This window comes from Dactylosporangium sp. NPDC000521 (assembly GCF_042898305.1).
In the GTDB taxonomy this organism is placed as follows: Bacteria; Actinomycetota; Actinomycetes; order Mycobacteriales; family Micromonosporaceae; genus Dactylosporangium.
Map to the genome: position 1 here is coordinate 20,679 of NZ_JBIAYW010000024.1, position 23,469 is coordinate 44,147.

A 23,469-nucleotide genomic window follows, 5' to 3' on the forward strand; every position below is an offset into this window, starting at 1 on the left:
TTTACTTCAGACCGTTGCTCACCGCGGTGATCAGTTCACCGTTGGTGGTGTCGCCCGAGAGCTCCCAGAAGAAGGAGCCGCCGAGGCCCTGCTGCTTGGCGTAGCTCATCTTGCCGGCGATGGTGGCCGGGGTGTCGTAGCTCCACCAGTTGCTGCCGCACTTGGCGTACGCGGTGCCGCCGACGGTGCCGGTGGCCGGGCAGGTGTTCTTCAGGACCTTGTAGTCCTCGATGCCCGCCTCGTACGTGCCGGGCGCGGCGCCCGTGGCGGTGCCGCCGGGGGCGGCCTGGGTGACGCCGGTCCAGCCGCGGCCGTAGAAGCCGACGCCGAGCAGCAGCTTGTTGGACGGCACGCCCTTCGACTTCAGCTTGGCGATCGCGGCCTCGGAGCAGAAGCCGGCCTGCGGGATGCCCGAGTAGCAGCTCAGCGGCGAGTGCGGGGCGGTCGGGCCCTGCGCGTTGAAGGCACCGAAGTAGTCGTAGGTCATCGGCATGAACCAGTCGAGGCTGCCGACCGCACCGGCGTAGTCCGCGGCGTCGATCTTGCCGCCGTTGCTGCCGTCAGCCGTGATGGCCGCGGTGATCAGCTTGCTGGTGCCGAACTTGGCGCGCAGCGCCGAGATCACGTTCTTGAACGCGGCCGGGCCACTGGCGTCGCACTGCAGGCCACAGGCGTTCGGGTACTCCCAGTCGATGTCGATGCCGTCGAAGACGCCGGCCCAACGCGGGTCGTTGATCAGGTTGTAGCAGGAGTTCGCGAACGCGGTCGGGTTCGCGGCGGCCTGCGTGAAGCCACCGGACCAGGTCCAACCGCCGAACGACCAGATCACCTTCAGGTGCGGGTACTTGGCCTTGAGCTTCTTCAGCTGGTTGAAGCTGCCGCGCAGCGGCTGGTCCCAGGTGTCCGCGACGCCGTCGACCGAGTCGGCCGCCGTGTACGCCTTGTCGTAGTCGGCGTAGCTGTCACCGATGGAGCACTGGCCGCCGGTGGTGTTGCCGAACGCGTAGAGGATGTGCGTCAGCTTCGCCGCCGAGCCGCTCGTGTCGATGTTCTTCACGTGGTAGTTGCGGCCGTAGACGCCCCACTCCGCGAAGTAGCCGACGACCTTCTGGCCGCTCGGGGGGTTCGAGGTCGGCGGGTTGGAGGTCGGGGGGTTCGAGGTGGGCGGGTTCGACGTCGGCGGCTTGGAGGTCGGCGGCGTCGTGGTCGGCGGGTTGGTGGTGGGGGTGCCACCGCTACAGGCCACGCCGTTGATCTTGCAGTTGGTCGGCGGCTTCGCGCCGCTGCCGTTCATGCCCCAGCTGAAGCTGGCGCCGGCGGCGAGCGTCGAGGCCCACGACTTGTTCTTCGCCACGTAGTGCTGACCGGTACGCACGACGTCGGCGTCCCAGAAGCTGGTGATCTGACCGCCCGTGGGCAGGTCAAACTCGAGAGTCCATCCGTTGATGGCGCTTGAGGTGCCGTTGGTGATCTTGTACGTGGCGCCCCAGCCGCTGCCCCAGTCCTGGTCGACCGTGAACGTTGCGCTGAGGTTGCCGGCGGCGTTGGCGGTAGTGGTGACGATTGGGACGACGGCCCCGGCCACTGCCAGCGCGGCGGCGACGATGAGGCCGTTGCGGACGGATCGTTTCATCGCGTCTCCTGGATGATCCTTTAGGAAACTTTCCTAAAAGTGTTGGAGACGTTAGTGGCCGAAGTCTCACCTCGTCAACTGGTGACCGGTGGGTATTTCGATGGCCTACCTATCGTGACCTGGGCATCCTTAAGGGTGTCTCAACAACCGGTTGTCATTGGCTTTGACCTTGACATGACGCTCCTCGACACTCGGCCGGGGATTGCAGCTGCGTATCGCGCGCTTACGGCGCGTACTGGCGTTCATGTCGACGCCGATCTCGCGGTGTCCCGCCTCGGACCACCGCTCAGGACGGAAATATCCGAATGGTTCCCGCCGGAGTCGGTTGAGGAGGCTGTCAGTATTTACCGGAGTTTGTACGAGCAGCACGCGATCGCCCCGGCGCTGGTCCTGCCCGGTGCGCTGGCTGCCCTCGCGGCGGTGCGCGCAGCCGGAGGCCGAGTCGTGGTGATCACCTCGAAGCTCGGCAGGCTCGCCTCACTGCATCTCGCGCATCTGGACATTCCGGTCGACGAGGTGCACGGTGACGTCTTCGCCGCGGAGAAGTCGTCGGTACTGAAGGCGGTGGGTGCGACGGCGTACGTCGGCGATCATGTCGCTGACATGCAGGCCGGCGTCCTGGCCGGCGTGCCCGTCCTGGGCGTGACCACCGGACCCTGCTCTGCCGCGGAGCTGCAGGCCGCGGGCGCGACGGCCGTGGCCGCCGACCTGCACGCGTTCCCACCGTTTCTCAGGGGCGTGATCTCGGTTGGCCGACCGGGAAGCGGTGACTAGCCTTGAGGTGTTGTGGGTGGGACGGGTCAATCACTGGGGAGCAGGACAGCGTGCCGACGGGTCGAGTGAAGTGGTACGACCAGGAGAAGGGTTTCGGGTTCCTCACCAGCGACGACGGCGGCGACGTCTTCGTGCACAAGGCGGCACTGCCGACGGGTGCGGGTGAGTTGAAGACCGGCCAGCGGGTCGAGTTCGGGGTGGTCGATAGCCGCAAGGGCGCCCAGGCGATGCACGTCAAGTTCGTCGACGCGCCGCCCTCCGTGACCGAGGCCCGTGCCGTCGCCAGCCGCCGCCAGCCGGACGAGCTGCACGGCCTGATCGAGGACATGATCAAGGTCCTCGAGGCGAAGATCCAGCCCGACCTGCGGCGAGGGCGCTACCCCGACCGCAAGACCGCGAGGACCGTCGCCGAGGCGGTGCACCTCGTGGCGCGGGAGCTGGAAGTCTAGGTCGCCGCTGCCGTTTCTGCTGCCGTTCTGTTGCCTGTTCAGGCGCCGACGAGGGGTGTGGCTGGGACCAGCCCCTCGGCGGCGGCCCTGCTCAGCAGAGCGTCGACGGCTGCGTGGCCATCCGGGCCGAGCGACGAGGTGAACTCGTTGACGTACAGGTTGATGTGCTGGTCGACGACCGACTGCTCCATCTCCTGGGCGTGCGCCAGCACGTAGTCACGGCTGCGGGCCGGGTCGGCCCACGCCTGTCGCACCGACTCCTTGATCCACGCGGTCGCCTGCTCCGGGTCGACGCGGTCGCGGTGCGCGATGATCGCCCCGAGCGGGATCGGCAGCCCCGTGTCACCCTCCCACCACTCGCCGAGGTCGGCGAGCGCGTGCAGGCCGTGTCGCTGGAACGTGAACCGCGCCTCGTGGATCACCAGTCCCGCGTCGAACTGGCCCTTGGCCACCGCCGGCATGATCTCCGCGAACGGCACGATCTCAACGCTCTTCGGCGGCGCCCCGGCCGACCACAGGCGCATCAGCAGGTACGCGGTGGTCCGGTCGCCCGGCACCGCCACCGTCCTGCCCTCCAGGCTGGTGATCGCCTGGTCCTTCACCAGCACCAGCGGCCCGCACCCCCGGCCGAGCGCCCCGCCGCACGGCAGCAGCGTGTACTTGTCGAGCAGCCACGGCAGCGCCGCGTAGCTGACCTTGACCAGGTCGAACTCACCCCGCTCGGCGGCGGTGTTGGTGACGTCGACATCGGCATACGTCACGTCGAACGCGGGCGCCCCCGGCACCAGCCCATGCGCGAGCGCATGGAAGACGAACGTGTCGTTGGGGCACGGCGAGAAGGCGAGCGAGAGCGTCACAACCCCGAATCTAACGCCGTTCGTCCCTGCCGCACGACGAGTCGCGAAACGCCCAGTGTGACCCTTACTACGCAGTCGACACCCGTGAATCCCCCGCTCGGGCAAGGGTGCCGTGGTGCTCGTCGGCTACCGGCCGACGATGTGCGCCAGGCGGCGATGTACTGGCGGCCGCGGCGCCATTGATCATCCGCGGTGAAGAGTGGGCGACATCACCGCGGCCACGGAGTCACCTGCCACCCGCGGCCGGCCCCGGCGCCATGCCACCAACGCGGCGCCGTTCGCGGTATCGACGGGCGGCGCGCAGCACAGCAGCGAGCTGGAGATGGCGGACCGGGCAGGAGCGGGTTCGCACGCCATCGCGGCAGGGATGACCCGTTGCCGGCGGCTGCGGAGCCTGGCCACGCAGGTTGGCAGCGGGCTCCGACTGTACTGGCGGCAGAGGCCCTACCCGCACTGGCGGCAGAGGCATGGCTGCGCTGGCAGCGACCGGGTTCAGCGGCGCTGGCAGCGGAGACCGGGCTGCGCTGACCGGCGTCGGGGCAGCCGAGGAGGCGTGGGTGGTGCGGGTTGGCGGCCGGCGGGGCTGTGACGGCTTCGCGGAGGGTTTCGAGGGCTTGGGGGATGCGCTGGGCGGCTCGGTCGCGAGGGCCGACGATGTTGGGAGACGGTGCGGGTCTCGCCGAAGGCGGTGCCCGGCCAGAGGCGGCAGTGGCACCGATGGAGTGCCTGGCCAGAGCTGGGCGGCGGCGAAGGTGGTGCCTGGTCAGAGGGGGACGGTGGCGCTGAGGTCCTTCGCGGCCTCGGCGACGGCGTCGGGTGGTCGACGGGGTGTGGTGGGTGTGGGGTGGCGTGTTCGGGTCTGGGCTGGTGGTGCGGGTTAGCGGCGGCGAGGGTTGTGACGGCTTCGCGGAGGGGGTTCGAGGCTTGGGGATGCGCCAGGCGGCTCGGTCGCGAGGGCCGACGATGTTGGAGACGGTGCGGGTCTCGCCGAAGGTGGTGCCCGGCCAGAGGCGGACGGTGGCACCGATGGAGTGCGTGGCCAGAGCTGGGCGGCGGCGAAGTGGTACCTGGCCAGGGAGGAACGGTGGCGCTGAGGTCCTTCGCGGCCTCGGCGACGTCGGGTGGCCGAGGCGTGGCGGGGTATGGTGTGGCGTGATCGGGTCTGGGCTGTGGGTGGTGCGGGGGTCAGCGGCGGGCGAGGGTTGCGAAGGCTTCGCGGAGGGTTTCGAGGGCTTGGGGGATGCGCCAGGCGGCTCGGTCGCGAGGGCCGACGGCGTTGGAGACGGTGCGGATCTCGCCGAAGGCGGTGCCTGGCCAGAGGCGGGCGGCGGTGGCGACGCCGAAGCCCTCCATGGCCTCGGCGACGGCGTCGGGGTGGCGCTTCTGGATAGCCTCCTTGGTCTCGGCCGTGCCGGTGACCGTCGAGACGGTGAGGACGGGGCCGCCGACCGCCTCGGGGAGGGCCTGACGCAGGGTGCGGAGCAGGGCCGGGTCGGCGTCGTAGCGGGCGGTGCCGAAGCCGAGGTCGTCGACGCTCTCGAAGCCGTCGGTGCCGGCGGCGCCCAGGTCGGCGGCGATGCTCTCCGTGGCCACGACGAGGCCGCCGATCTCGACGCGCCCGGCGAAGCCGCCGGCGATCCCGGCGGAGATGACCACGCCGAAGGGCCGGCCGTCGTTGACGGCGGTCGTCGTGAACTGGGCGGTCACGGCCGCCGCGGCGGCGGGACCGACCCCGGCGGCGACGACGACGATCGGGGCGCCGGACTCGAGGTCGTCGGGCTGCGGGTCGGTGATGCCGAGGCCGGCGAGCACCTCGGCCCGCTCGACCTCGACAGCGGTGACGATCAGCGCGCGGTCGTGTCCCAGAAACGGTCTCATCGGTCGTCATCCTCCAGGGACCTGGTCGAGTCGATGCCGGAGGGCCGGTACAGCGTGTAGCCCGGGGGTGCGAGCGGCGCCGTCTCGTCGTCAACGTCGACGGCGGGCATGCGCCGCGTCGCATCGGTGGGCCGGCGCGGCCCGACCGGACCACCCGCCGGGGAGTCGCCCCGTGCCGGTGAGCCGGAGCCGGCACCCGGGCCCGCGCCTGTGCCGGAGCCGGCAGCTGGGCCGGTGCCGGCCGGGGTGCTCGCGGGGTCGGCCGAGCGGCGGCGCCATCCGAACCGGCGGCGGGAGCCGTCGCCCCCGGCACGCTGATCGACGGTCTGGGTCTCGTCGCTCGTGCGGGACTGGAACGGCATCCGCCGGGTCGCCCCAGCCCCAGCCCCAGAACCAGCCCCGACACCAGCACCGCCGCCTGCCCCGGAACCGCCGGAGCCACGTGTCGCGCCACCTGTCCCGCCGCCCGGTGCCGAACTGGCGCCGGCAGGCCGGGGCACGGTGGTGGCATCGGAGCCGCCCCGCTGGCCGGGCCCGGATCCGCCGCCGGAACCGCCCGCCCCGCCGCCGGAACCGCCCGCCCCGCCGCCCGGGCCCGAGCCGCCGGAACTGGAGCCGGCGCCCGCCGCACCGGGTCCGCCGGCGGCGACAGGGTCCGTGGGCTGCTCGTCGTGGTCGAGAGGGGCGCCGCGCAGGCGTTCCTTGCGCAGGGCGACCGCCGACCAGACGGCCCTGACCGCGCCGAGCGTCATGAACACGGCGGCCACGATCATGCCCCAGCCGCCGGTGAACGGGATGAGCCCGACGGCGCCGCCCAGGACCCAGGCCACCATGAGCAGCGTCTCGGAATGGGCGAAGGCGCTGGCCCTCACCTGCTCGTCGGCGCGCTCCTGGATTGAGGCGTCGACGGCGAGCTTGGCCAGGCCGCTGGCGATGGCCGTGACCAGGCACAGCAGGGCGACCGCGCCGAGCGAGCCGCGGTCGGCGGCGATCAGCGCCACGAACGCCGTCAGGGCGATGCCGACCGCCTGCAGCAGCGCGGGCCGATGGATGCGCAGACGGGTGCCCACGGCGGTGGCCAGGAACGAGCCCACGCCGAGCGCGCCGGCCACGACCACGACCGCCACCTGTTCGGACAGCTGCCACGGGCCGAGGCCGACCGGCAGCGAACGCTCCTTGATCGCGAACGCCAGGAACAGCGTCAGGAACCCATAGAGCGCGCGCAGGATCGCGCTGCCGATCAGGGCGCTGATGACGACCTGGCCGGCGAGCACCTTCGCGCCGCGGTGGCTCGGCCGCTGCAGGACGCGCGGGACCTGCTCGGGCGGGTCGGAGTCGGCGCGCGGCGGCAGCCGCAGGGAGGTGACCATCCCGTAGAAGAACACGATGATCGACAGCCGCAGCGGCCACTGGGGGCCGAACTGGGCTGCTACCAGGCCGATGGGCAGCACCAGAGCGCCCGCGAACGTGCCGTAGACGGAGGCGCGGGCGCCGGCCTCGGACAGGCCGAGCCCCTTGGGCAGCACGCGGGGGACCGCGGCGCTGCGGGCCACACCATAGGCCCGGGACAGCACGAGCATGCCGAACGCGGCCGGATAGAGCGCCCAGCCGGTGAGGTGCTCGGAGATCAGGACGGCGAGGAAGGCCCGCCCGAGCATCGTGACGGCGAGCGCATAGCGGCGGCCGTGGCGGAACCGGTCGAGCACCGGCCCGACGATCGGCGCCAGCAGCGCGAACGGCAGCATCGTCACGATCAGGTACAGCGCGACCCGGTCGCGGGCCTGACCCGCCGGGACGGAGAAGAAGATGGTGCCGGCGAGCCCGAGCGCGACGAGGGTGTCGCCGGCGCAGGAGGTCGCGTGCAGGTCGAGCAGGCGGAGCATGCCGGTCTCGCCGCCGGCGCCCTTCTGGCGGACGCGCAGCAGGTTGCGCCCCACGAAGCGGCCGGCCTTGGCGCCGCCGACGGTGGCGACCCGTGCTGCCCGCGCGGTCGTCACCACGGTCTGCGCCACACCTCGAATCACCGACATGCCCCCATCCTGAACCATGGGTGCGACAGTTTCCGGCCACGCCGGGGCCACCGTGCTCGCCGGGCGTGGCGATGAGGAACAATGGTGGGGTGACAGCCTCGACTGCCCAGACCCGCACCAGCGGCCGCGCCGCGAAGCCCGACCAGGTCTGCGCGGACGCCGTGGAGATCGCCCGCCTCGGGCTGGACGTCGTCGATCCGGAGCACATCGGTGAGCATCTCGGCGTCGTCGCCGAAGGTGAGCGGCTCGTCACCCACTTCTTCGCCTGCAGCCTGCCCGGATACCGAGGCTGGCGCTGGGCGGTGAGCGTCACCAGGATCCCGCGCAGCAAGCAGGTGACGATCTGCGAGTCGACACTGCTGCCCGGCCCTGACGCGCTGCGCGCTCCCGAATGGGTGCCCTGGCAGGAGCGGCTGCAGCCCGGTGACCTGGGCGTCGGTGATCTCCTGCCGACGGCGCCGGACGATGTACGACTGGCGCCCGGCTACGTGCAGTCCGACGACCCGGCGGTCGAGGAGGCCAACTGGGAGCTCGGCCTCGGCCGTGTCCGCGTGCTGTCGCGCGAGGGGCGTCTGGACGCCGCGCAGCGGTGGTATGACGGCGACCGGGGCCCCAACGCCCCCATCTCCGTGGCCGCGCCGAGCTCCGCCCGGTGCGGGTCGTGCGGCTTCTACCTGCAGCTCGCCGGGTCGATGCGGCAGGCGTTCGGCGTGTGCGGCAACGAGTACGCCCCCGACGACGGCCAGGTCGTCTCCGTCGACCACGGCTGCGGCGCCCACTCCGAGGTGCTGATCGAGCAGCCCCAGGCTGTCGACGAGCTGCCCACGGTGTTCGACGACAGCGAGGTCGAGTCGGTGTCGGTCAGCCGGGCGCACGGCTCGGTCGACGAGTCGGAGCCCGCCGAGCCCTATGGGCACGGCTGAGTCCGGCTACCAGGAGCGACCGTCGCGGCTGCTGGCCGCGACGGTGTGGCGGCTGAGCCCGGGCACGGACGACGAGGACAGCGAGTTCCGCATCCTGCCCGACGGCTGCATGGACGTCATCCACCAGCGCGGCGGCGAGCTGCTCGTGGCGGGCCCCGACACGGTCGCGAAGCTCGGGAAGAGCCCGGCCGGCCTCTCGTACACGGGGATCCGCTTCGATCCGGGGACTGCTCCCGGCCTGCTCGGAGTCCCCGCGGACGAGCTGCGCGACCAGCGGGTGCCCTTGGCGGCGCTGTGGCCCTCGGCGCGTGTCAGGCGCCTCACCGAGCTGCTCGACGAGGCGGCCGATCCGGCCCGTGCGCTCGAGGCGGCGTTCGGGCGGGCGGCATCCGAAAGGAACGACAAACCGGGCGAGATCTGGGTGCCGGCGGTGGTCGAGCGGCTCAGGGCGCAGCGGCCGGTCGCGGAGATCGCCGCGGACGTGGGCATCAGCGAGCGCCAGCTGCACCGCCGTGGCCTGGGCCTCTTCGGGTACGGGCTGAAGACCCTCGCCCGGATCCTCCGCGTCAACGCGGCGCTGGACCTGGCGCGCGGCGGCATGCCGTTCGGCCTGGTGGCCGCCACCAGCGGCTACGCCGACCAGGCGCACCTCTCGCGGGAGGTGAAGGCGCTGGCCGGCGCGCCGCTGCGGGAGGTCATCGGATAGTGCTGTAGAGATCGACGGGGTTGCCGTCGGGGTCGTGCAGGATCGCGTACCGCTGGCCCCAGAAGGCGTCCCAGGGTGCCTTGTGCCCGTCGTACCCCGCGGAAATCAGCGAGTCGTAGACCTTGTCGACCTCGGCGGGCGTGTCGCACTCGAAGCCGATGGCGGACCGTCCGGTGCCGACCGGCGGCGCCCATTCGGGGTCGAACGAGCGGATCGTCTCCTCCGTGTCCCAAGCGATCCGCATGCCGCCGCCCAGGGGGCACTCGGCGTGCGGGGCGGCGTCCTGATCGGCCGGGATGTCCAGCCCGAGCTGCCGGTAGAACGCCAGCGACCTGGCCATGTCCGTCACGACGATGCCGATGTAGTTCAGTGTGGGTGCCATGCCTCGAGGCTAGGCGTCACCGGTCTGCCCGGTCTTGAACGAATCGGACGCCGCCCGGCGGCGTTTGCGGTTCCGGTCGTGGACGACCATGGTCAGCCCGCCCGGAATGCCCCACAGCACGCCGGCCACCGCGATGCCGAACCAGTCGCCGTGCCCGGCCTCGGCCAGCTCGTCGCGGAACGGCAGCATCACGAGCACCGCGAGGATCCACAGGCCGATCCCGGCGAGGGCGAACGGCACCATCGGCGGGTCGAGCGGCTTCGGCTGGCTGGTCACGCCGCACACGGTACCCCCGTGAGCGTGAACACAGGTCGTTAGCCTGGCTTATTAGGTAGGCTAACGATTGTGATGGTGCGAACTCCGAAAATCACTGGCGCGCAGCTGGCGGCGGCGCTGCGGGACAGCATCACGCGGCTCAACCGCAGGCTGCGGCAGGCGCGGCCGATCGGCGACCTGACGATCACCCAGCTGTCCGCGTTGACCAGCCTCGAACTCAACGGCGCGCTGACGCCCCGCGAGCTGGCCGACGTGGAGCGCGTGCAGCCGCCGACGCTCACCAAGATCGTCGCGAAGCTGGAGGAGCGCGGCCTCGTGCAGCGCACCCCGCATCCGACCGACGGCAGGCAGGTCATCCTCGCCGCCACCGAGTCCGGCCGGGCGGTCGTCGTCGAGCACCGCCGTGCCCGTGACGAGTGGCTGGCCAAGCAGCTCGCCGCGCTCACCCCGGACGAGCGCGAGACGCTCGCGAGAGCGGCCGAGATCCTGGGGCGAATAGGCCGCAGCGTATGAGCGTCTTCAGCTCGCTGAAGGTCCGCAACTACCGGTTGTTCACCACTGGACAGCTGGTCAAGCTGCTCGGCACATGGATGATGTTCGTCGCGCAGGACTGGCTCGTCCTGCAGCTCTCGCACAATTCCCCGTCCGCGCTGGGTGTCGTCACGGCGCTGCAGTTCACTCCCGTGCTGCTGTTGACACTGTACGGGGGGCAGCTCGCCGACCGGTTCGACAAGCGCCGTCTGCTCCTCTTCGCCAATGCCGGTTCGGCCCTGGTGGCGGCCCTGCTGGGGGTGCTGGTCGTGACCGGCGTCGTGACCCTCTGGTGGGTCTTCGTGACGGCAGCCCTGTTCGGCGTGATCAGCGCGATCGAGACGCCGGTGCGCCAGTCGTTCGTCTCCGAACTGGTCGGCGCGGAGCTGCTGCCCAACGCGCTGTCGCTGTCCGCCGCAACGTTCAACACCGCGCGGGTCGTCGGGCCGGCGATCGCGGGACTGGTCATCGGGCTGCTGCACGACCGTACCGGCCCGATCTTCCTGATGACGGCCGGGCTGTGCCTCGCGCCGCTGGTGGGGCTCACGCGCATGCGCACCGCCGAGCTGTTCCGGGTGGACCGGCCGCCGGTGACGGCCAGTGAGGCCCGCACCATCGACGGACTTCGTTATGTGAAGCACCGCTCGGACCTCAGCCTCGCCATCATCCTGGTGCTCTTCGTGGGCCTGTTCGGCTTCAACTTCCAGCTCACCCTCGCGGTCCTCGCCAAGGTCGAGTTCAAGGTCGACGCGGCGTACTTCGGCCTGCTCACCACCGCGCTCGCCGTCGGCGCGCTCGCCGGCGCACTGGCCAGCTCCCGCCGCCGCGCCCGCCCCTCCGCCTACATGGTGCTCGCCGCCGCGGTGCTCTTCGGAGGGTTCGAGACGCTGGTCGGGTTCGCTCCCACGTTCGTCACGGCCGTGCTGCTCCTCCTGCCTACCGGGTTCTTCATGATGTACTTCGCGCAGGCGGCCAACCAGCGCGTCCAGCTCGGGACGGACCCGGAGTTCCGTGGGCGCGTGATGGCGCTGTACGTCCTGGTCTTCATGGGCACCACGCCGCTGGGTGCGCTGCTCCTCGGCTGGTGCTCCGAGCGGTTCGGGCCGCGCTCCGGCATCTGGGTCGGCGGGCTGGTGTCGCTCCTCGCCACCCTCGTGATGGCCGCCCTGCAGCTGCGCAGGGCCGGCGGGAAGGTGCGCGTGCACCTGCGGCCGAGCCCGCACCTGCACGTCTTCGAACCGGCCCGTAAGGACACCCCGGCCTTTGAGCTGCGGGTCCCGGCCGTTCGCTGATTTTTTGTCGTACCCATGTGGTTAGGTCGCGGGCATGGAGCGATCGCGATTGCTGGAGTGTCTCGCCGCTGACTTCGGGCGGCTTCGGGAGGTGGCGGCGTCGGACCTGACCGCGGCGGTGCCGAGCTGCCCCGGCTGGACCGTTGCCGACCTGGTCAGGCACGTGGCCCAGGTCTACCTGCACAAGGCTGACTGCATGCGGCTCAATGCCTTTCCCGACCCCTGGCCACCGGCCGGCCTCGACGCCGAGGAGCCGATCGCGCTGCTCGACCGCGGCTATGCCGCTCTCACCGCCGAGTTCGCGGCGCACGCCTCTGAGGACCCCTCGCCCACCTGGCACGAGCCCGACCAGACCGTCGGCTTCTGGATCCGGCGGATGGCGCAGGAGACCGTCATCCACCGCCTCGACGCCGAGCTGGCGCTCGGGGTGCCGGTCGCCGAGATTCCCGACGACCTGGCGATCGACGGGATCGACGAGGTGCTGAAGCTCTTCGTCGACTACGGGTCGCACGCGTGGCGGGAGGACTTCGAGCCGGTCCTCGCCGACGCCAAGGGCCGCACGGTGATCGTCGGCGTCAACGGCGGGCCGGGCTGGCTCCTCCGCACCGACCCGAGCGGCGCCACCGTCACCGACGCCGACCCGTCGGCCGCCGCCACCATGCTCCTGGACGCCACGGTGAGCGGCACGGCGCCGGGGGTGCTGCGCTGGCTCTGGTCCCGCGAGTCCTCAGGCGTCTCGGAGGTCGTGGCCGAGGGCGACGACGCCACCCTGACCGAGCTGCGCGGGCTGCTGGTGGCCTCGACGCAGTAGCCATCCTGCTCTGGCCCACCCGCCGTCAGGGCGTGCGGGCCGGTCGTCATCCCGCCCGCCGTGGGGATCGTCAGGTCGGTGGCCGAGTTGGTCGCCAGGTCGGGCTGCCAGGTCGGGTCGGTGCACGGCTGGGCAAGCGCGGCGCCTGGTGAATGCCGCTCAGGCGCGACAGTAGCCAGGCAGGGACGGGGTCGAGCGGGCTGAAGCGCTTGGGTGGCGGTCGACTCGCCTGGGGTCGCGGGGCAGGGCATGCAGGTGGGGCGGTTGCTTCAGAAGGGGTGGTTGCTTCAGAAGGGAGGGGTGCGAGCGGCAGCAGGGTGGGGTTGCTGGTGGGGCGAGGTCGGCCGACCGACGGGGGCGGCCGATCGAGCAGCGAGGTCGCCGTCGTGCGGCATCGCGTCCCGTGGCAGTCCGATGCCTCATGCCGTTCAGCTGGAGCCGCAGCCAGAGCAGAGACGGCGCTCCGGCGGCCCGCCCCGGGCTTGCCGGGGGCGGCCGCGCCGCAGTCAGAGTCGCAGCAGGTGACGGAGCGGTAGCCAGAGTTGCAGCCGCCGCCGCAGCAGCCGGAGCGGTCGCCAGAGCCGCAGACAGAGACGGAGCGGTGGGCTCAGCCGCAGCGGTTGCCGCGCCGGACGAGGGCGCCGGAGGAGGGGCCGCCCGAGGACAGGCCACCGGAGGAGGGGGCGCCCGAGGACGGGCCGCCAGCTGCAGTCCGAGGGTTCATCAGGTCGTTTGCGAGCCACCGCCGGTTTCGCGTGAGCAGCGGTGATCAGCGAATCCGGGCGCCGGGCTCGCAGTCCCGATCCTCATGTCCGGCTGATCGACATCGCTCGGGCCGCGGTTGGAGCCGGCCTTCGGTCACCGCGGCGGTGGCCGTGTCAGTGCGGGTGCCACGGTGATCCGCTGGGCTGGGGGAAGGCCGTGGGTTGACCGGGGTAGGGATGATCGAGGGCCGGTCGGCGGGCGGTCCGGTGGCGACGAGGGGTGCCACCGGACCGCCCCGGATTCGGCGAGGGCTTGGTGGGTAGTGCCGCGGATGGTTGCGAGTCGGTGCCGAAGTTGGGTTGATCGGTGGCGGTCGCTGTCTGTGGGGGCTTAGCCTCGGGGTGTGGGCGTGCTGCGCGGCCTGCTGGTCGTCGGTGCCATAGGGCTGATCGCCGTGGCGCCGTGTCTGGTCTGCCTGCTGCTCATCTCCGCGGACGAGATCCTGGAGCGGGGAGTGCGGGCGGTCAAGCGGGGCGGGCGGGGGATCAGGAAGGTGCTCGCCCGGAAGGCCGGCGAGGCCGGCCAGGTCGGCCAGGTCGGCGAGGCCGGGGAGGCCGAGTGGCAGGACGGGCGGGTGCGGCGGTGGTGGCATCTGAGCTGGGCCGGCCGGGCGCTGCACACGGTGGCCGCGCAGAGCCCGCCGGCGCCGACGGGGCCGCCGATCGAGCAGCTGGCGGGGGACCTGCGCAGGCTCAACAGGCTGCGGGTGGGGGTGGCGACCAGGTCGCCGGTGTGGTTCAACGCGGTGCAGCGGGCCTATGACGAAGCGTTGCGGGTCGCGTGCGGGCAGTTGGGGATCGACCAGTACCTTGACGAGGTGAGCGGGGTCGATCTGGACGTCGAGCGGTTGCGGGTCGAGGGTGAGCTGCAGCGCGCGGGGCTGGCGTTGCGTGACACGAAGACCGGGCAGCGGTGAGGTTGTTCATCGCGGCGTACCTGCCGGCGGAGGTCGAGCGGCACTTCGCGGGAATGGTCGGCGGGCTGCACGTGGCCAGGCCGATGCCCGAGGGACGCTCCGTCAGGCTCGTGCCGGCCGGGCAGTGGCACATGACCCTCGCCTTCCTCGGTGAGGTCGAGGACGAGCGCAGGGACGACGCGGTCGAGCTGGTCCACGGGCTGCGGGAGCAGGGGCCGGTGGTGCGGATCGCCGGGGGCGGCAGGTTCGGGCGGGGGAAGTTCACCACGCTGGTCGCGAAGGTCGACGGGGACGTGCAGCCGCTCGGCGAGGTGGTGCGCAGGCAGCTGAAGAAGCGCAGGCTGCCGTTCGACCGGCGGCCGCTGCTGCCGCACGTCACGATCGCCCGGCCCGGGGACAGGCTGCCGGCGGGGGAGCTGGAGCACGACCTGGAGACGCTGCGCGGATACCAGGGGCCGCAATGGCGTGTGGACGACGTACGGCTGATGAAGAGCGAACTCGGGCCGCGACCGACCTACGAGGTGCTGGCCACGGCCCGGGACTCGTGAGCTGCGCTACCAGGCCCAGGCTTCCGGGCCGGGGCCGCCGTTGCCGACGGGCGGGAAGAGCTCGTCGAGCCGCTGCAGCGTCGCCTCGTCCAGCGAGAGCGACAGGGCGCCGAGCGTCGAGTCGAGCTGTTCGATGGTGCGCGGGCCGATGATCGGGGCGGTGACGCCGTCCTGGGCCAGGAGCCACGCGAGGGCCAGGTTCGACGGGTCGGAGCCGAGCGAGGCGGCGAGCTTCTCGTAGGCCTCGATCGCGGCGCGGTGCTTCTCCAGGCCCTCCGCGGAGCGGCCCTCGGCGGACCGGCCGGCGGAGCCGGCGGCGGCCTTCGCGATGGCGCCGCTGAGCAGGCCGCCGTGCAGCGGCGACCAGGGGATGACGCCCAGCCCGTACTGGCGGGCGGCGGGCAGCACCTCCAGCTCCACCGTGCGGGCCAGGAGGTTGTAGATGCACTGCTCGGCGACCAGGCCGAGGAAGTGCCTGCGCTGAGCCGACTCCTGGGCCTGCGCGATGTGCCAGCCGGCGAAGTTGGACGAGCCGACGTAGATCACCTTGCCCTGGGCGACGAGCACCTCCATCGCCTGCCAGATCTCCTCCCACGGGGTGCTGCGGGAGATGTGGTGCATCTGGTACAGGTCGATGTAGTCGGTCTGCAGGCGGCGCAGGGACGCGTCGGCCTCGGCGATGATGTGCCGCGCCGAGAGGCCCTGGCCGTTGGGCCACTCCTGCATCTTGCCGTAGACCTTGGTGGCGAGGACGACCTTCTCGCGCCGGCCGCCGCCCTGGGCGATCCAGCGGCCGATGATCTGCTCGGTGACACCCTCGCCGAGTTTCCACCCGTAGACGTTGGCGGTGTCGAAGAAGTTGATGCCGTGGTCCAGGGCCCGGTCCATGATCGCGAAGCTGTCGGGCTCGCTGGTCTTCGGCCCGAAGTTCATGGTGCCCAGGCACAGGCGGCTGACCGAGAGGCCGGTCCGCCCGAGGTTGGTGTACTCCATGACCACCAACCTATCCCGCGGGAACCTAGCTGGTTTCCCGAGCGGCGGAAGGCGCCCCGCCGAACAGCACATCATCCCAGCTGGGCAGGCGCTTGCGCGGCTTCTCCGCGGCGGTCGGCTGCTCGGGCGAGGCCGCCGAAGGCGTGTTGCGACGCGGGCGGAGCACGGCGAGCGACGGCACCGCCGGGATCTCCTTGCTCTGGTCGCTGTCGTCGTCGAACGGGGAGCGGCCGATCAGCGCGGCGGCACCGCGGGCCCGGCTCTCGCCCTGCGCGACCGGGGCGGGTGCGGCCGGCTCGTCGGACGAGCCGGGGGCGGCGCCCAGCGGACGGTCGAGCGACGCGAGCAGCGCGTCCCGACCGGCCCGGATCGGGTCGTTGTTGAGCGCGCCCAGCCCGCGGCCCCGGCGCTCCAGCTGGCCGGTCGACGGCTGGACGTTGGACGGGCGGATCAGGTCGTGGCCGCCGCTGCCGTGCCGCAGCGGGTCGGGGCGCACGCCGAGGTCGCCGCGGCTGGTCTCGCCGCGGCTCGGCAGGGCGCGGTCCGGCGCCGGCGGCTCCTGGCCCAGCACGTGCGGGGCGCGCTCGGTGCACAGGTACTGCGCCATGTCGTCGTGCGGGGCGACCTGCTGGCGGGCCTTGTCGAGCTCCCACACTGCCTGCGCGGTCGCCTTGCCGCTCGGCCACGTCGCGGTGATCCGCCAGGTGCCGTCCTCGCGCCGGTACGCGTCCCAGGAGATCTTCTCGGTGTCGATGCCGTGCTGGCCGAGGCGCGCGTCGACGACCTCGGCGAGCGAGGAGCCCTTCTCGGACGTCTTCAGCCGGGTGCGGCGGGCGTGCTGGGCGAGCATCGCCCGCTCCTGCAGGACGGGGCCGGCGTAGCGCAGGACGCGGTCGACCGGGACGCCGGCGACCCGGGCGACCTCCTCGGCGGACTCGCCGGAGCGGATGCGTGCCTGGATGTCACGCGGCGCGAGCTGCGAGGCGGCGGTCTCCATCGTCGCGGCCGCATGGCCCTGGTCGGGACGCAGCGCGCTCTGGACCCGGTCGTCGATCGGGAGCGCAAGCAGTCGGCCGACCTCATCGGCGAGGACGAACGCTTGGCCGTCCTCGGAGAGGGCGACGAATCGCACAGGCCGCATAGCGTGCCTCCGTCCCACCCGCATCGGCGCCGACTTTCCCGGCACCACTCGGTCACAGTACGCGTAACCCTAGCTGGAACGAAGCGTGCCGCGCCGACAGAAAGCAAACAGGAACGCCCGCCACCTCAGGAAACAGGCGGCGGGCATTCGTACACACAAACTAAAGCCGCTCGATGACGTAATCGATCGACGCCGTCAGCGCCTCGACGTCGGCGGGGTCGACGGTCGGGAACATCGCGATCCGGAGCTGGTTGCGGCCGAGCTTGCGATAGGGGTCGGTGTCCACGATCCCGTTGGCGCGCAACACCTTGGCCAGCGCGGTCGCGTCCACGGAGTCATCGAAGTCGATGGTGCCGACGACGTTGGAGCGGATCGACGCGTCCGCGACGAACGGCGTCGCGACCGCCGAGCGCTCGGCCCACCCGTACAGGATGGACGCCGACTCGGCGCTGCGCTTGGTCGCGAACGACAGGCCGCCGCCGGCCAGCATCCAGTCGACCTGCTCGGCGGTGAGGAAGATCGTCGACAGCGCCGGCGTGTTGTAGGTCTGCTCGAGCCGCGAGTTGTCGATCGCCGTCTGCAGGTCGAAGAAGTCGGGGATGTACCGGCCGGACTCCTTGATCTCCGTGGCGCGGGCGATCGCGGCCGGCGACATGATCGCGATCCACAGGCCGCCGTCGGAGCCGAAGCACTTCTGCGGGGCGAAGTAGTAGACATCGGTCTGCGAGATGTCGACGTCCAGGCCGCCGGCGGCCGAGGTGGCGTCGGTCAGGACGAGTGCGCCCTCGCCGACGCGCTGAACCGGCACGGAGACGCCGGTCGAGGTCTCGTTCTGCGGGGAGCAGTACGTGTCGACGCCCTCTTCGGCCCGCAGGAACGCGGCGGTGCCCGGGTCGGCCTTGATGATCGTCGGGTCGCCGATGAACGGCGCCTTCTTCGCGGCGCTGCCGAACTTCGCGCCGAACTCGCCGAAGCTCGCGAACTGCGCGCGGTCGCGGATCAGGCCGAAGACCGCGATCTCCCAGAACGCGGTGCTGCCGCCGTTGCCCAGGACGACCTCGTAGCCGTCGGGGATGCTGAAGAGCTCGGCGAAGCCGCGGCGGAGGCGGGCGACCTCGTCGCGGACGGTCTTCTGCCGGTGGCTGGTGCCGAGGTACGAGGTCGCGACACCGGCGAGGGCCTGCACGGCCTCGGGCCGGACCTTGCTCGGGCCTGAACCGAAGCGGCCGTCGGCGGGCTTCAGCTCATCGGGAATGCGGATGTCGACCATGATGTGGGTACTCCGGGATGCGGCGGCGGGCGGGCAGGTACGGGTACCCCGCGAATCCTGCCACTTCCGCCGCCGCTGTCCAGGTCGATTCAGCGTCGAGGGCGACGCGCGTCACACCGGACGCGCGGCGCGTCACGCCACGTTGGACCAGCCCTCGACGTCCTGCGGCTTGCGCGGGCCGGGGCCCACGTACGTCGCGGACGGCCGGACCAGGCGGCCCAGCTCCTTCTGCTCGAGGATGTGCGCGCTCCAGCCCGCGACCCGGGCGCAGGTGAACATCGACGTGAACATGTGCGCGGGGACCTCGGCGAAGTCGAGGACGACCGCGGACCAGAACTCGACGTTGGTGGCGAGGACCCGGTCGGGGCGGCGGGCGTGCAGCTCGGCGAGGGCCGCCTTCTCCAGGGCCTCGGCGATCTCGAAGCGCGGCGCGCCGAGCTCCTTGGCCGTGCGGCGCAGCACGCGGGCGCGCGGGTCCTCGGCACGGTAGACGCGGTGGCCGAAGCCCATGAGCCGCTCGCCGCGGTCGAGGACGCCCTTCACGTAGCCCTCGGCGTCGCCGCTGCGCTCGACGGCCTCGATCATGCCCAGCACGCGCGACGGCGCGCCGCCGTGCAGCGGGCCGGAGAGCGCGCCGATGCCCGAGGAGATGCAGGCCGCGGCGTCGGCGCCGGTGGAGGCGACGACCCGGGTGGTGAACGTGGAGGCGTTCATGCCGTGCTCGGCGGCGGAGATGAAGTAGGCGTCGACGGCCTTGACGTGCCGCGGGTCGGGCTCGCCCCGCCAGCGGCGCATGAACCGCTCGACGATCGTGTCGGCCTTGTCGATCTCCTTCTGCGGCACGGCCGGCAGGCCCAGGCCGCGGGCGGCCTGCGCGACGAACGACAGGGCGGTGACGCTGACCCGGGCGAGGTCCTCGCGGGCCTGCGGGGTCTCGATGTCCAGCAGCTGACCGAGGCCCCAGTAGGGGGCGAGCATGGCGACCGCCGACTGCACGTCGACCCGGATGTCGCCGGAGTGCACCGGCACCGGGAACGGCTCGGCCGGCGGCAGGCCAGGGCCGAACTTGCCGTCGACCAGGAGTGCCCAAACGTTGCCGAAGGACACCTGGCCGATGAGATCCTCGATGTCGACGCCGCGATAGCGCAGCGCGCCGCCTTCCTTGTCGGGCTCCGCGATCTCGGATTCGAAGGCGATGACGCCCTCGAGTCCCGGCTTGAAATCGGACATCTCGCACTCCTGCTGGTTCGGGGGTGTCTGACTAGGTTTGTTACCCGCCGGTGGTCCCTTTGACATCTTCGCCCCGGCTTGTTGCCAGCGCTGACTGAACGGGGGCTCAAATGTGTCTTCCGTGACACATCTTCACGCATTTGCGATCGCCGGAGGAAGGATGTGAGCGTGAGACCCAGCACATCGCCGCAAGATTTATCGCGGATGAGGAACGAGTACAGCGGCGAGTTGACGGAGCAAGGACTCGCCGGGACGTGGCTGGAGCAGTTCGCCACGTGGTTCGCCGACGCGGTCGAGGCGGGCCTGCCGGAGCCCAACGCGATGCTGCTGGCGACCGCCGACGGCAGCGGGCGGCCGAGCGCCCGGACGGTGCTGCTGAAGGGCTACGACCAGCGCGGATTCACCTTCTTCACCAACTACGAGTCGCGCAAGGGGCAGGACATCGCGGCCAACCCGAGGGCCTGTCTGGTGTTCCCCTGGTACCCGCTGCACCGCCAGGTCGTCGTCAATGGATCGGTCGAGAAGGTGTCCCGCGAGGAGACCGAGGAGTACTTCGCGATCCGCCCCCACGGTGCCCAGGTAGGGGCGTGGGCAAGTCCACAATCGCGGGTCATCGGCTCCCGCGACGAGCTGGAGGCGCTCGTCGCCTCGATCGAAGCCGCCGAGGGGCCGTTGACGGCGCCGCCGCACTGGGGCGGTTACCGGGTCAGCCCCGACGAGGTCGAGTTCTGGCAGGGGCGCCCCAGCAGGCTGCACGACCGCCTCCGGTACATCGGCGGCAAAGTCGAAAGACTCGCACCGTGAGCTGCCCGGAGCGCAGCGGAGCGGCCGCTCACCATGGGCTCGGCGTCCAGTCGCGGGGCCGGAGCGGAGCGGAGGGCGCGTGACGCTGCAGGAGTCGCTGCGCAAGCACGTGATCGACGTCCGGCCGCTGCGGCACGTGGCTTACCGCCGGCTCTTCGTGGGCAACGCGGTGTCCTTCTTCGGCGTCCAGTTCACCGCCGTCGCCGTGCCGGTGCAGGTGTACGAGATCACCAAGTCGGCCCTGTGGGTCGGCATCGCCAGCTTCGTCGGCCTGGTGCCGCTCATCGTGTTCTCGATCTGGGGCGGCGCGATCGCGGACGCGTTCGACCGGCGCAAGGTGCTGCTGGCCAGCTCGACCCTCATGTGGCTGACGACGCTGGGCCTGCTCGCGCAGGCCGTCCTGCACGTGGACAACGCCTACCTGATGCTCGCGCTGATCGCGGCGCAGTCCGCGGCGTTCGGCGTCAACAGCCCCGTCCGGCAGGCGATCATCCCGGCGCTGATCGACGAGGGCGAGGTCGCCTCGGCCAACACGCTGAGCTTCACCGCCTCCAGCATCTCCTCGATCTTCGGTCCGGTCGGCGCCGGTCTGGTCATCGCCAACGCCGACTTCTCCGTCGCGTACGCCGTCGACGCGGTCCTCTTCACGATCGTCCTGTGGGCGGCGCTACGGTTGCCGCCCCTGCCACCGGCCGGGGTCGCGAACACCACGGGCGGGCTGCGGGACATCCGCGACGGCCTGCGGTTCCTCGGCGCGTCGAAGCTGATCCTGCTGACGTTCGCGATCGACATCGCCGCGATGGTCCTCGCGATGCCGAAGGCCCTGTTCCCGGTCGTCGCGGACCAGCGCTACGGCCCGGCGTCGCTGGGGTGGCTGTACGCGTCGATCGCCATCGGGTCGACCCTCGCCGGCCTCACGTCCGGCTGGATCGGCCGCGTGCACCGGCAGGGCGTCGCGCTCGTGCTCGCCGTCGTCGGCTGGGGGCTCGCCGTCGCGGCCGCCGGCGCGGTCCCGTGGCTGTGGGCGTGTGTAGCTTTCATGGCGCTGGCCGGTGCGGCGGACATGATCAGCGGGGTGTACCGGCAGACGGTGCTCCTCAGTGCGCCCGACGAGATGCGTGGGCGGCTGCAGGGGGTGTTCTTCGCCGTCGTCGCAGGAGGTCCACGTCTGGGTGACCTTCGGGCCGGTTCGATGGCCGACGCGACCAGTGCCACCTTCTCCTGGGTCAGCGGCGGGATCGCGGCCGCCGCGGTGGCCGTGGTGCTGGGCCTGACATTTCCCGTCCTCCTTCGGTACACCGACCGGTCGGACTGACGATATTGTCGCGGCCATGGACACAGCCGCCGCCGCGCAGCTCTCGCACGCCCCTTCCGGTACACAGTGGACGATCGTCTCGGGCGGCCATGAGGCCGTCATCGTCGAGGTCGGCGGTGGCGTGCGCAGCTATACCGTCGATGGTGCCGACGTCGTCGCCGGCTACGCCGAGGAGGAGCACGCGGTCGGCTGCGCCGGCCAGGTCCTCGCACCGTGGCCCAACCGCATCCGCGACGGGCAGTACGCGTTCGGCGGCGACCACCTGCAGCTGCCGCTGACCGAGCCCGAGCGCCACAACGCCATCCACGGCCTGGTCAACTGGGTCCGCTGGCGCCTTGTCGACGCCGCGCCCGACAGCGTGACCGTCGAGCACGATCTCGTGCCGCAGCCGGGGTACCAGTGGCCGCTGCGCCTGCGCACGACCTGGTCGGTCGGCGCGGGTGGCCTGCGGGCCGAGCACGAGGTGACGAACGTCGGCGCCGAGGACGCGCCGTTCGGGCTGGCCACCCACCCGTACGTGCTGGTGCCGGGCGTCGCGGTCGACGACCTCACCCTGAAGGTCCCGGCCCGCAGCCGGCTGCTCGTCGACGCGCGCCTCCTGCCGATCGGCGCCGCCCGGGTCGCCGGCAGCGAGTACGACTTCCTCGACGGCCGCCGGCTCGGCAGCACCATCCTGGACACGGCGTTCGGCGACGTGGATCCCGACGCCGACGGCGGCTCGCAGGTCACGGTCACCGCCCCGGACGGCCGCGGCGTCACGGTCTGGGCCGACTCGTCGTTCGGCTGGTGGCAGGTGTACTCCTCCGACACGCTTCCCGCCGATCGGCTGCGCAAGGCGCTCGCCATCGAGCCGATGACCTGCCCCCCTGACGCGTTCCGGTCCGGGCGTGATGTGGTGACCCTGGAGCCGGGAGCGTCCTGGCGCGGGGTTTGGGGGATCCGTGGAACTGTCTGAGGCGATCCGCCGGCGGCGGATGGTCCGTAATTACGACCCGTCGCGGCCGGTGGACCCGGCCGTGATCGACAAGCTGCTCGGGTACGCGACGCACGCCCCCTCGGCGGGGTTCTCGCAGGGCTGGGAGTTCCTGGTCCTGACCTCCGACGAGGACCGGGCCAGGTTCTGGGCGGCGACCTCCCCGCCCGACACGGCCACCACCTCGTGGCTGGACGGCATGAGCCGGGCGCCGGTGATCGTCGTGCCGCACAGCCACCGCGACGCGTACCTGGACCGCTACGCCGAGCCCGACAAGGGCTGGTCCGACCGCGACGAGGCCCGCTGGCCGGTGCCCTACTGGCACATCGACACCGGGATGGCGAGCCTGCTGGTGCTGCTGGGCGCGGTCGACGAGGGCCTGGGCGCGTGCTTCTTCGGCATCCCGCCCGCCTCCGACGCGGCCTACCGCGCGGCGTTCGGGGTGCCCGCGGAGTACACGCCGATCGGCGCCATGACCATCGGCTACCGGGCCCCGGACGCGAAGTCGCCGTCACTCAAACGTGGCCGCCGGGAGTCCGTCACCGTCACGCACCGTGGCCGCTGGGGGTCTTGAGCGCGCTCGGCGTCAATTCTGTCGTACGTAGTCGGTACCCTGGCACGGTCAGGGGGGTGAGACGTTCATGATCTTCAAGGCGGTCCGCGACGGTCGGCCTTATCCGGAACATGGGCTGACGCTGAAACAATGGTCCGAGATCCCACCGCGCCCGGTGCGGCTCGACCAGCTCATCACCACCAAGCGGGAGCTGGCGCTCGACAAGCTCCTCGCCGAGGACTCCACGTTCTACGGCGACCTGTTCCCGCACGTGGTCCAGTGGGAGAACGGGCTGTACCTGGAGGACGGCCTGCACCGCGCCTTACGCGCGGCGCTGCAGCAACGCACCTCGATCCACGCACGGGTCCTCCAGGCCTGAGGCCCGCGCCCCGGTGCGGGCGGGCCCGACGGCGCGAGCA

24 protein-coding genes are annotated in these 23,469 nt (G+C 71.6%); 14 read left to right on the forward strand and 10 right to left on the reverse strand.

Translation table 11 applies throughout. From position 1 onward, the window contains the following. Position 1: 1 nt before the first annotated feature. Positions 2-1,633 (reverse strand): glycosyl hydrolase family 18 protein, encoded by a 1,632-nt coding sequence (locus ACFY3L_RS45280; protein ID WP_389339466.1) that lies wholly within the window; start codon positions 1,631-1,633, stop codon positions 2-4. Between the two features lie 135 nt (positions 1,634-1,768). Here ACFY3L_RS45280 and ACFY3L_RS45285 point away from each other — a divergent pair, with 135 nt between their 5' ends. Both ACFY3L_RS45285 and ACFY3L_RS45290 read left to right on the forward strand, forming a co-directional pair. Then, positions 1,769-2,407 carry an HAD family hydrolase gene (locus ACFY3L_RS45285; RefSeq protein WP_389339690.1) on the forward strand — a complete coding sequence of 213 codons (639 nt, stop codon included), beginning with the start codon at positions 1,769-1,771 and terminating at the stop codon, positions 2,405-2,407. 50 nt (positions 2,408-2,457) lie between these two features. After that, entirely contained in the window at positions 2,458-2,856 is a 399-nt protein-coding gene (locus tag ACFY3L_RS45290) for a cold-shock protein (RefSeq protein ID WP_389339468.1), read from the forward strand. Between the two features lie 38 nt (positions 2,857-2,894). Here ACFY3L_RS45290 and ACFY3L_RS45295 read toward each other — a convergent pair whose 3' ends face one another. The 3 genes from ACFY3L_RS45295 to ACFY3L_RS45305 all read right to left on the reverse strand — a co-directional run bounded on the left by ACFY3L_RS45295 (position 2,895) and on the right by ACFY3L_RS45305 (position 7,621). Further along, the gene (locus tag ACFY3L_RS45295) at positions 2,895-3,713 is read right to left on the reverse strand and encodes a 1,4-dihydroxy-6-naphthoate synthase (RefSeq protein ID WP_389339470.1); all 819 of its coding nucleotides are present in this window, start codon (positions 3,711-3,713) and stop codon (positions 2,895-2,897) included. 1,185 nt (positions 3,714-4,898) lie between these two features. Then, complete coding sequence (locus ACFY3L_RS45300) at positions 4,899-5,591, reverse strand: futalosine hydrolase (RefSeq protein ID WP_389339472.1); 693 nt, start codon at positions 5,589-5,591, stop codon at positions 4,899-4,901. Continuing rightward, positions 5,588-7,621, reverse strand: a complete 2,034-nt coding sequence (locus tag ACFY3L_RS45305) for an MFS transporter (RefSeq protein WP_389339474.1) — start codon at positions 7,619-7,621, stop codon at positions 5,588-5,590. The genes ACFY3L_RS45300 and ACFY3L_RS45305 overlap by 4 nt, the downstream gene beginning before the upstream one ends. Before the next feature lie 71 nt (positions 7,622-7,692). Here ACFY3L_RS45305 and ACFY3L_RS45310 point away from each other — a divergent pair, with 71 nt between their 5' ends. Together ACFY3L_RS45310 and ACFY3L_RS45315 are read left to right on the forward strand one after the other, a co-directional pair. Then, positions 7,693-8,544: a DUF3027 domain-containing protein gene (locus tag ACFY3L_RS45310; protein WP_389339476.1), complete on the forward strand. Its 852-nt coding sequence runs from the start codon at positions 7,693-7,695 to the stop codon at positions 8,542-8,544. After that, positions 8,531-9,250 (forward strand): DUF6597 domain-containing transcriptional factor, encoded by a 720-nt coding sequence (locus ACFY3L_RS45315; protein WP_389339478.1) that lies wholly within the window; start codon positions 8,531-8,533, stop codon positions 9,248-9,250. The genes ACFY3L_RS45310 and ACFY3L_RS45315 overlap by 14 nt, the downstream gene beginning before the upstream one ends. Here the strand turns inward: ACFY3L_RS45315 and ACFY3L_RS45320 are convergent. After that, positions 9,240-9,632, reverse strand: coding sequence for a VOC family protein (locus ACFY3L_RS45320; RefSeq protein ID WP_389339480.1), 393 nt, complete (start codon positions 9,630-9,632; stop codon positions 9,240-9,242). The two genes, ACFY3L_RS45315 and ACFY3L_RS45320, sit on opposite strands and share 11 nt — an antisense overlap. 9 nt (positions 9,633-9,641) lie before the next feature. Next, positions 9,642-9,875, reverse strand: coding sequence for a DUF2530 domain-containing protein (locus ACFY3L_RS45325; protein WP_389339692.1), 234 nt, complete (start codon positions 9,873-9,875; stop codon positions 9,642-9,644). A gap of 105 nt (positions 9,876-9,980) precedes the next feature. Here ACFY3L_RS45325 and ACFY3L_RS45330 point away from each other — a divergent pair, with 105 nt between their 5' ends. The 5 genes from ACFY3L_RS45330 to thpR all read left to right on the forward strand — a co-directional run bounded on the left by ACFY3L_RS45330 (position 9,981) and on the right by thpR (position 14,771). Further along, positions 9,981-10,421: a MarR family winged helix-turn-helix transcriptional regulator gene (locus ACFY3L_RS45330; protein ID WP_389339694.1), complete on the forward strand. Its 441-nt coding sequence runs from the start codon at positions 9,981-9,983 to the stop codon at positions 10,419-10,421. Further along, on the forward strand, positions 10,418-11,731 hold the full coding sequence (locus ACFY3L_RS45335) for an MFS transporter (protein WP_389339482.1): 1,314 nt from the start codon (positions 10,418-10,420) through the stop codon (positions 11,729-11,731). Before ACFY3L_RS45330 ends, ACFY3L_RS45335 begins: the two co-directional genes overlap by 4 nt. A gap of 34 nt (positions 11,732-11,765) precedes the next feature. Continuing rightward, positions 11,766-12,542 carry a maleylpyruvate isomerase family mycothiol-dependent enzyme gene (locus ACFY3L_RS45340; RefSeq protein WP_389339484.1) on the forward strand — a complete coding sequence of 259 codons (777 nt, stop codon included), beginning with the start codon at positions 11,766-11,768 and terminating at the stop codon, positions 12,540-12,542. Positions 12,543-13,650: 1,108 nt separating this feature from the next. Beyond that, the gene (locus tag ACFY3L_RS45345) at positions 13,651-14,223 is read left to right on the forward strand and encodes a hypothetical protein (RefSeq protein ID WP_389339486.1); all 573 of its coding nucleotides are present in this window, start codon (positions 13,651-13,653) and stop codon (positions 14,221-14,223) included. Next, positions 14,220-14,771, forward strand: a complete 552-nt coding sequence (gene thpR, locus ACFY3L_RS45350; protein WP_389339488.1) for an RNA 2',3'-cyclic phosphodiesterase — start codon at positions 14,220-14,222, stop codon at positions 14,769-14,771. Before ACFY3L_RS45345 ends, thpR begins: the two co-directional genes overlap by 4 nt. Before the next feature lie 6 nt (positions 14,772-14,777). Here thpR and ACFY3L_RS45355 read toward each other — a convergent pair whose 3' ends face one another. The 4 genes from ACFY3L_RS45355 to ACFY3L_RS45370 all read right to left on the reverse strand — a co-directional run bounded on the left by ACFY3L_RS45355 (position 14,778) and on the right by ACFY3L_RS45370 (position 19,405). After that, positions 14,778-15,764, reverse strand: a complete 987-nt coding sequence (locus tag ACFY3L_RS45355; protein ID WP_389339490.1) for an aldo/keto reductase — start codon at positions 15,762-15,764, stop codon at positions 14,778-14,780. A 25-nt stretch (positions 15,765-15,789) separates the two neighbouring features. Next, positions 15,790-16,905 (reverse strand): septation protein SepH, encoded by a 1,116-nt coding sequence (sepH, locus tag ACFY3L_RS45360; protein WP_389339492.1) that lies wholly within the window; start codon positions 16,903-16,905, stop codon positions 15,790-15,792. Between the two features lie 160 nt (positions 16,906-17,065). Continuing rightward, positions 17,066-18,175, reverse strand: a complete 1,110-nt coding sequence (gene serC, locus ACFY3L_RS45365) for a phosphoserine transaminase (protein WP_389339494.1) — start codon at positions 18,173-18,175, stop codon at positions 17,066-17,068. A 132-nt stretch (positions 18,176-18,307) separates the two neighbouring features. After that, positions 18,308-19,405, reverse strand: coding sequence for a citrate synthase 2 (locus ACFY3L_RS45370; protein ID WP_389339496.1), 1,098 nt, complete (start codon positions 19,403-19,405; stop codon positions 18,308-18,310). A gap of 162 nt (positions 19,406-19,567) precedes the next feature. On the opposite strand from ACFY3L_RS45370, the gene pdxH reads away from it, so the two are divergent. From pdxH to ACFY3L_RS45395, 5 genes are all read left to right on the forward strand, one after another. Further along, on the forward strand, positions 19,568-20,209 hold the full coding sequence (pdxH, locus tag ACFY3L_RS45375) for a pyridoxamine 5'-phosphate oxidase (RefSeq protein ID WP_389339498.1): 642 nt from the start codon (positions 19,568-19,570) through the stop codon (positions 20,207-20,209). Between the two features lie 79 nt (positions 20,210-20,288). Beyond that, positions 20,289-21,524 carry an MFS transporter gene (locus ACFY3L_RS45380; protein ID WP_389339500.1) on the forward strand — a complete coding sequence of 412 codons (1,236 nt, stop codon included), beginning with the start codon at positions 20,289-20,291 and terminating at the stop codon, positions 21,522-21,524. A 16-nt stretch (positions 21,525-21,540) separates the two neighbouring features. Then, on the forward strand, positions 21,541-22,479 hold the full coding sequence (locus ACFY3L_RS45385; RefSeq protein ID WP_389339502.1) for an aldose 1-epimerase family protein: 939 nt from the start codon (positions 21,541-21,543) through the stop codon (positions 22,477-22,479). After that, positions 22,466-23,071, forward strand: coding sequence for a nitroreductase family protein (locus ACFY3L_RS45390; RefSeq protein ID WP_389339504.1), 606 nt, complete (start codon positions 22,466-22,468; stop codon positions 23,069-23,071). Before ACFY3L_RS45385 ends, ACFY3L_RS45390 begins: the two co-directional genes overlap by 14 nt. Positions 23,072-23,138: 67 nt before the next feature. After that, on the forward strand, positions 23,139-23,429 hold the full coding sequence (locus ACFY3L_RS45395) for a type II toxin-antitoxin system VapB family antitoxin (RefSeq protein WP_033364898.1): 291 nt from the start codon (positions 23,139-23,141) through the stop codon (positions 23,427-23,429). The last annotated feature ends 40 nt before the right edge of the window (positions 23,430-23,469 follow it).

Excerpts from the sequence above, each read along its gene's own strand:
- ACFY3L_RS45310 (WP_389339476.1), top strand. The coding sequence starts at position 7,693 with ATGAGGAACAATGGTGGGGTGACAGCCTCGACTGCCCAGACCCGCACC.
- serC (WP_389339494.1), bottom strand. The coding sequence starts at position 18,175 with ATGGTCGACATCCGCATTCCCGATGAGCTGAAGCCCGCCGACGGCCGC.
- ACFY3L_RS45305 (WP_389339474.1), bottom strand. The coding sequence starts at position 7,621 with ATGTCGGTGATTCGAGGTGTGGCGCAGACCGTGGTGACGACCGCGCGG.
- ACFY3L_RS45280 (WP_389339466.1), bottom strand. The coding sequence starts at position 1,633 with ATGAAACGATCCGTCCGCAACGGCCTCATCGTCGCCGCCGCGCTGGCA.
- ACFY3L_RS45330 (WP_389339694.1), top strand. The coding sequence starts at position 9,981 with ATGGTGCGAACTCCGAAAATCACTGGCGCGCAGCTGGCGGCGGCGCTG.
- ACFY3L_RS45335 (WP_389339482.1), top strand. The coding sequence starts at position 10,418 with ATGAGCGTCTTCAGCTCGCTGAAGGTCCGCAACTACCGGTTGTTCACC.
- ACFY3L_RS45325 (WP_389339692.1), bottom strand. The coding sequence starts at position 9,875 with ATGGTGCCGTTCGCCCTCGCCGGGATCGGCCTGTGGATCCTCGCGGTG.
- ACFY3L_RS45340 (WP_389339484.1), top strand. The coding sequence starts at position 11,766 with ATGGAGCGATCGCGATTGCTGGAGTGTCTCGCCGCTGACTTCGGGCGG.
- ACFY3L_RS45355 (WP_389339490.1), bottom strand. The coding sequence starts at position 15,764 with ATGGAGTACACCAACCTCGGGCGGACCGGCCTCTCGGTCAGCCGCCTG.
- ACFY3L_RS45370 (WP_389339496.1), bottom strand. The coding sequence starts at position 19,405 with ATGTCCGATTTCAAGCCGGGACTCGAGGGCGTCATCGCCTTCGAATCC.
- ACFY3L_RS45315 (WP_389339478.1), top strand. The coding sequence starts at position 8,531 with ATGGGCACGGCTGAGTCCGGCTACCAGGAGCGACCGTCGCGGCTGCTG.
- ACFY3L_RS45320 (WP_389339480.1), bottom strand. The coding sequence starts at position 9,632 with ATGGCACCCACACTGAACTACATCGGCATCGTCGTGACGGACATGGCC.
- ACFY3L_RS45395 (WP_033364898.1), top strand. The coding sequence starts at position 23,139 with ATGATCTTCAAGGCGGTCCGCGACGGTCGGCCTTATCCGGAACATGGG.
- ACFY3L_RS45300 (WP_389339472.1), bottom strand. The coding sequence starts at position 5,591 with ATGAGACCGTTTCTGGGACACGACCGCGCGCTGATCGTCACCGCTGTC.
- ACFY3L_RS45385 (WP_389339502.1), top strand. The coding sequence starts at position 21,541 with ATGGACACAGCCGCCGCCGCGCAGCTCTCGCACGCCCCTTCCGGTACA.
- sepH (WP_389339492.1), bottom strand. The coding sequence starts at position 16,905 with ATGCGGCCTGTGCGATTCGTCGCCCTCTCCGAGGACGGCCAAGCGTTC.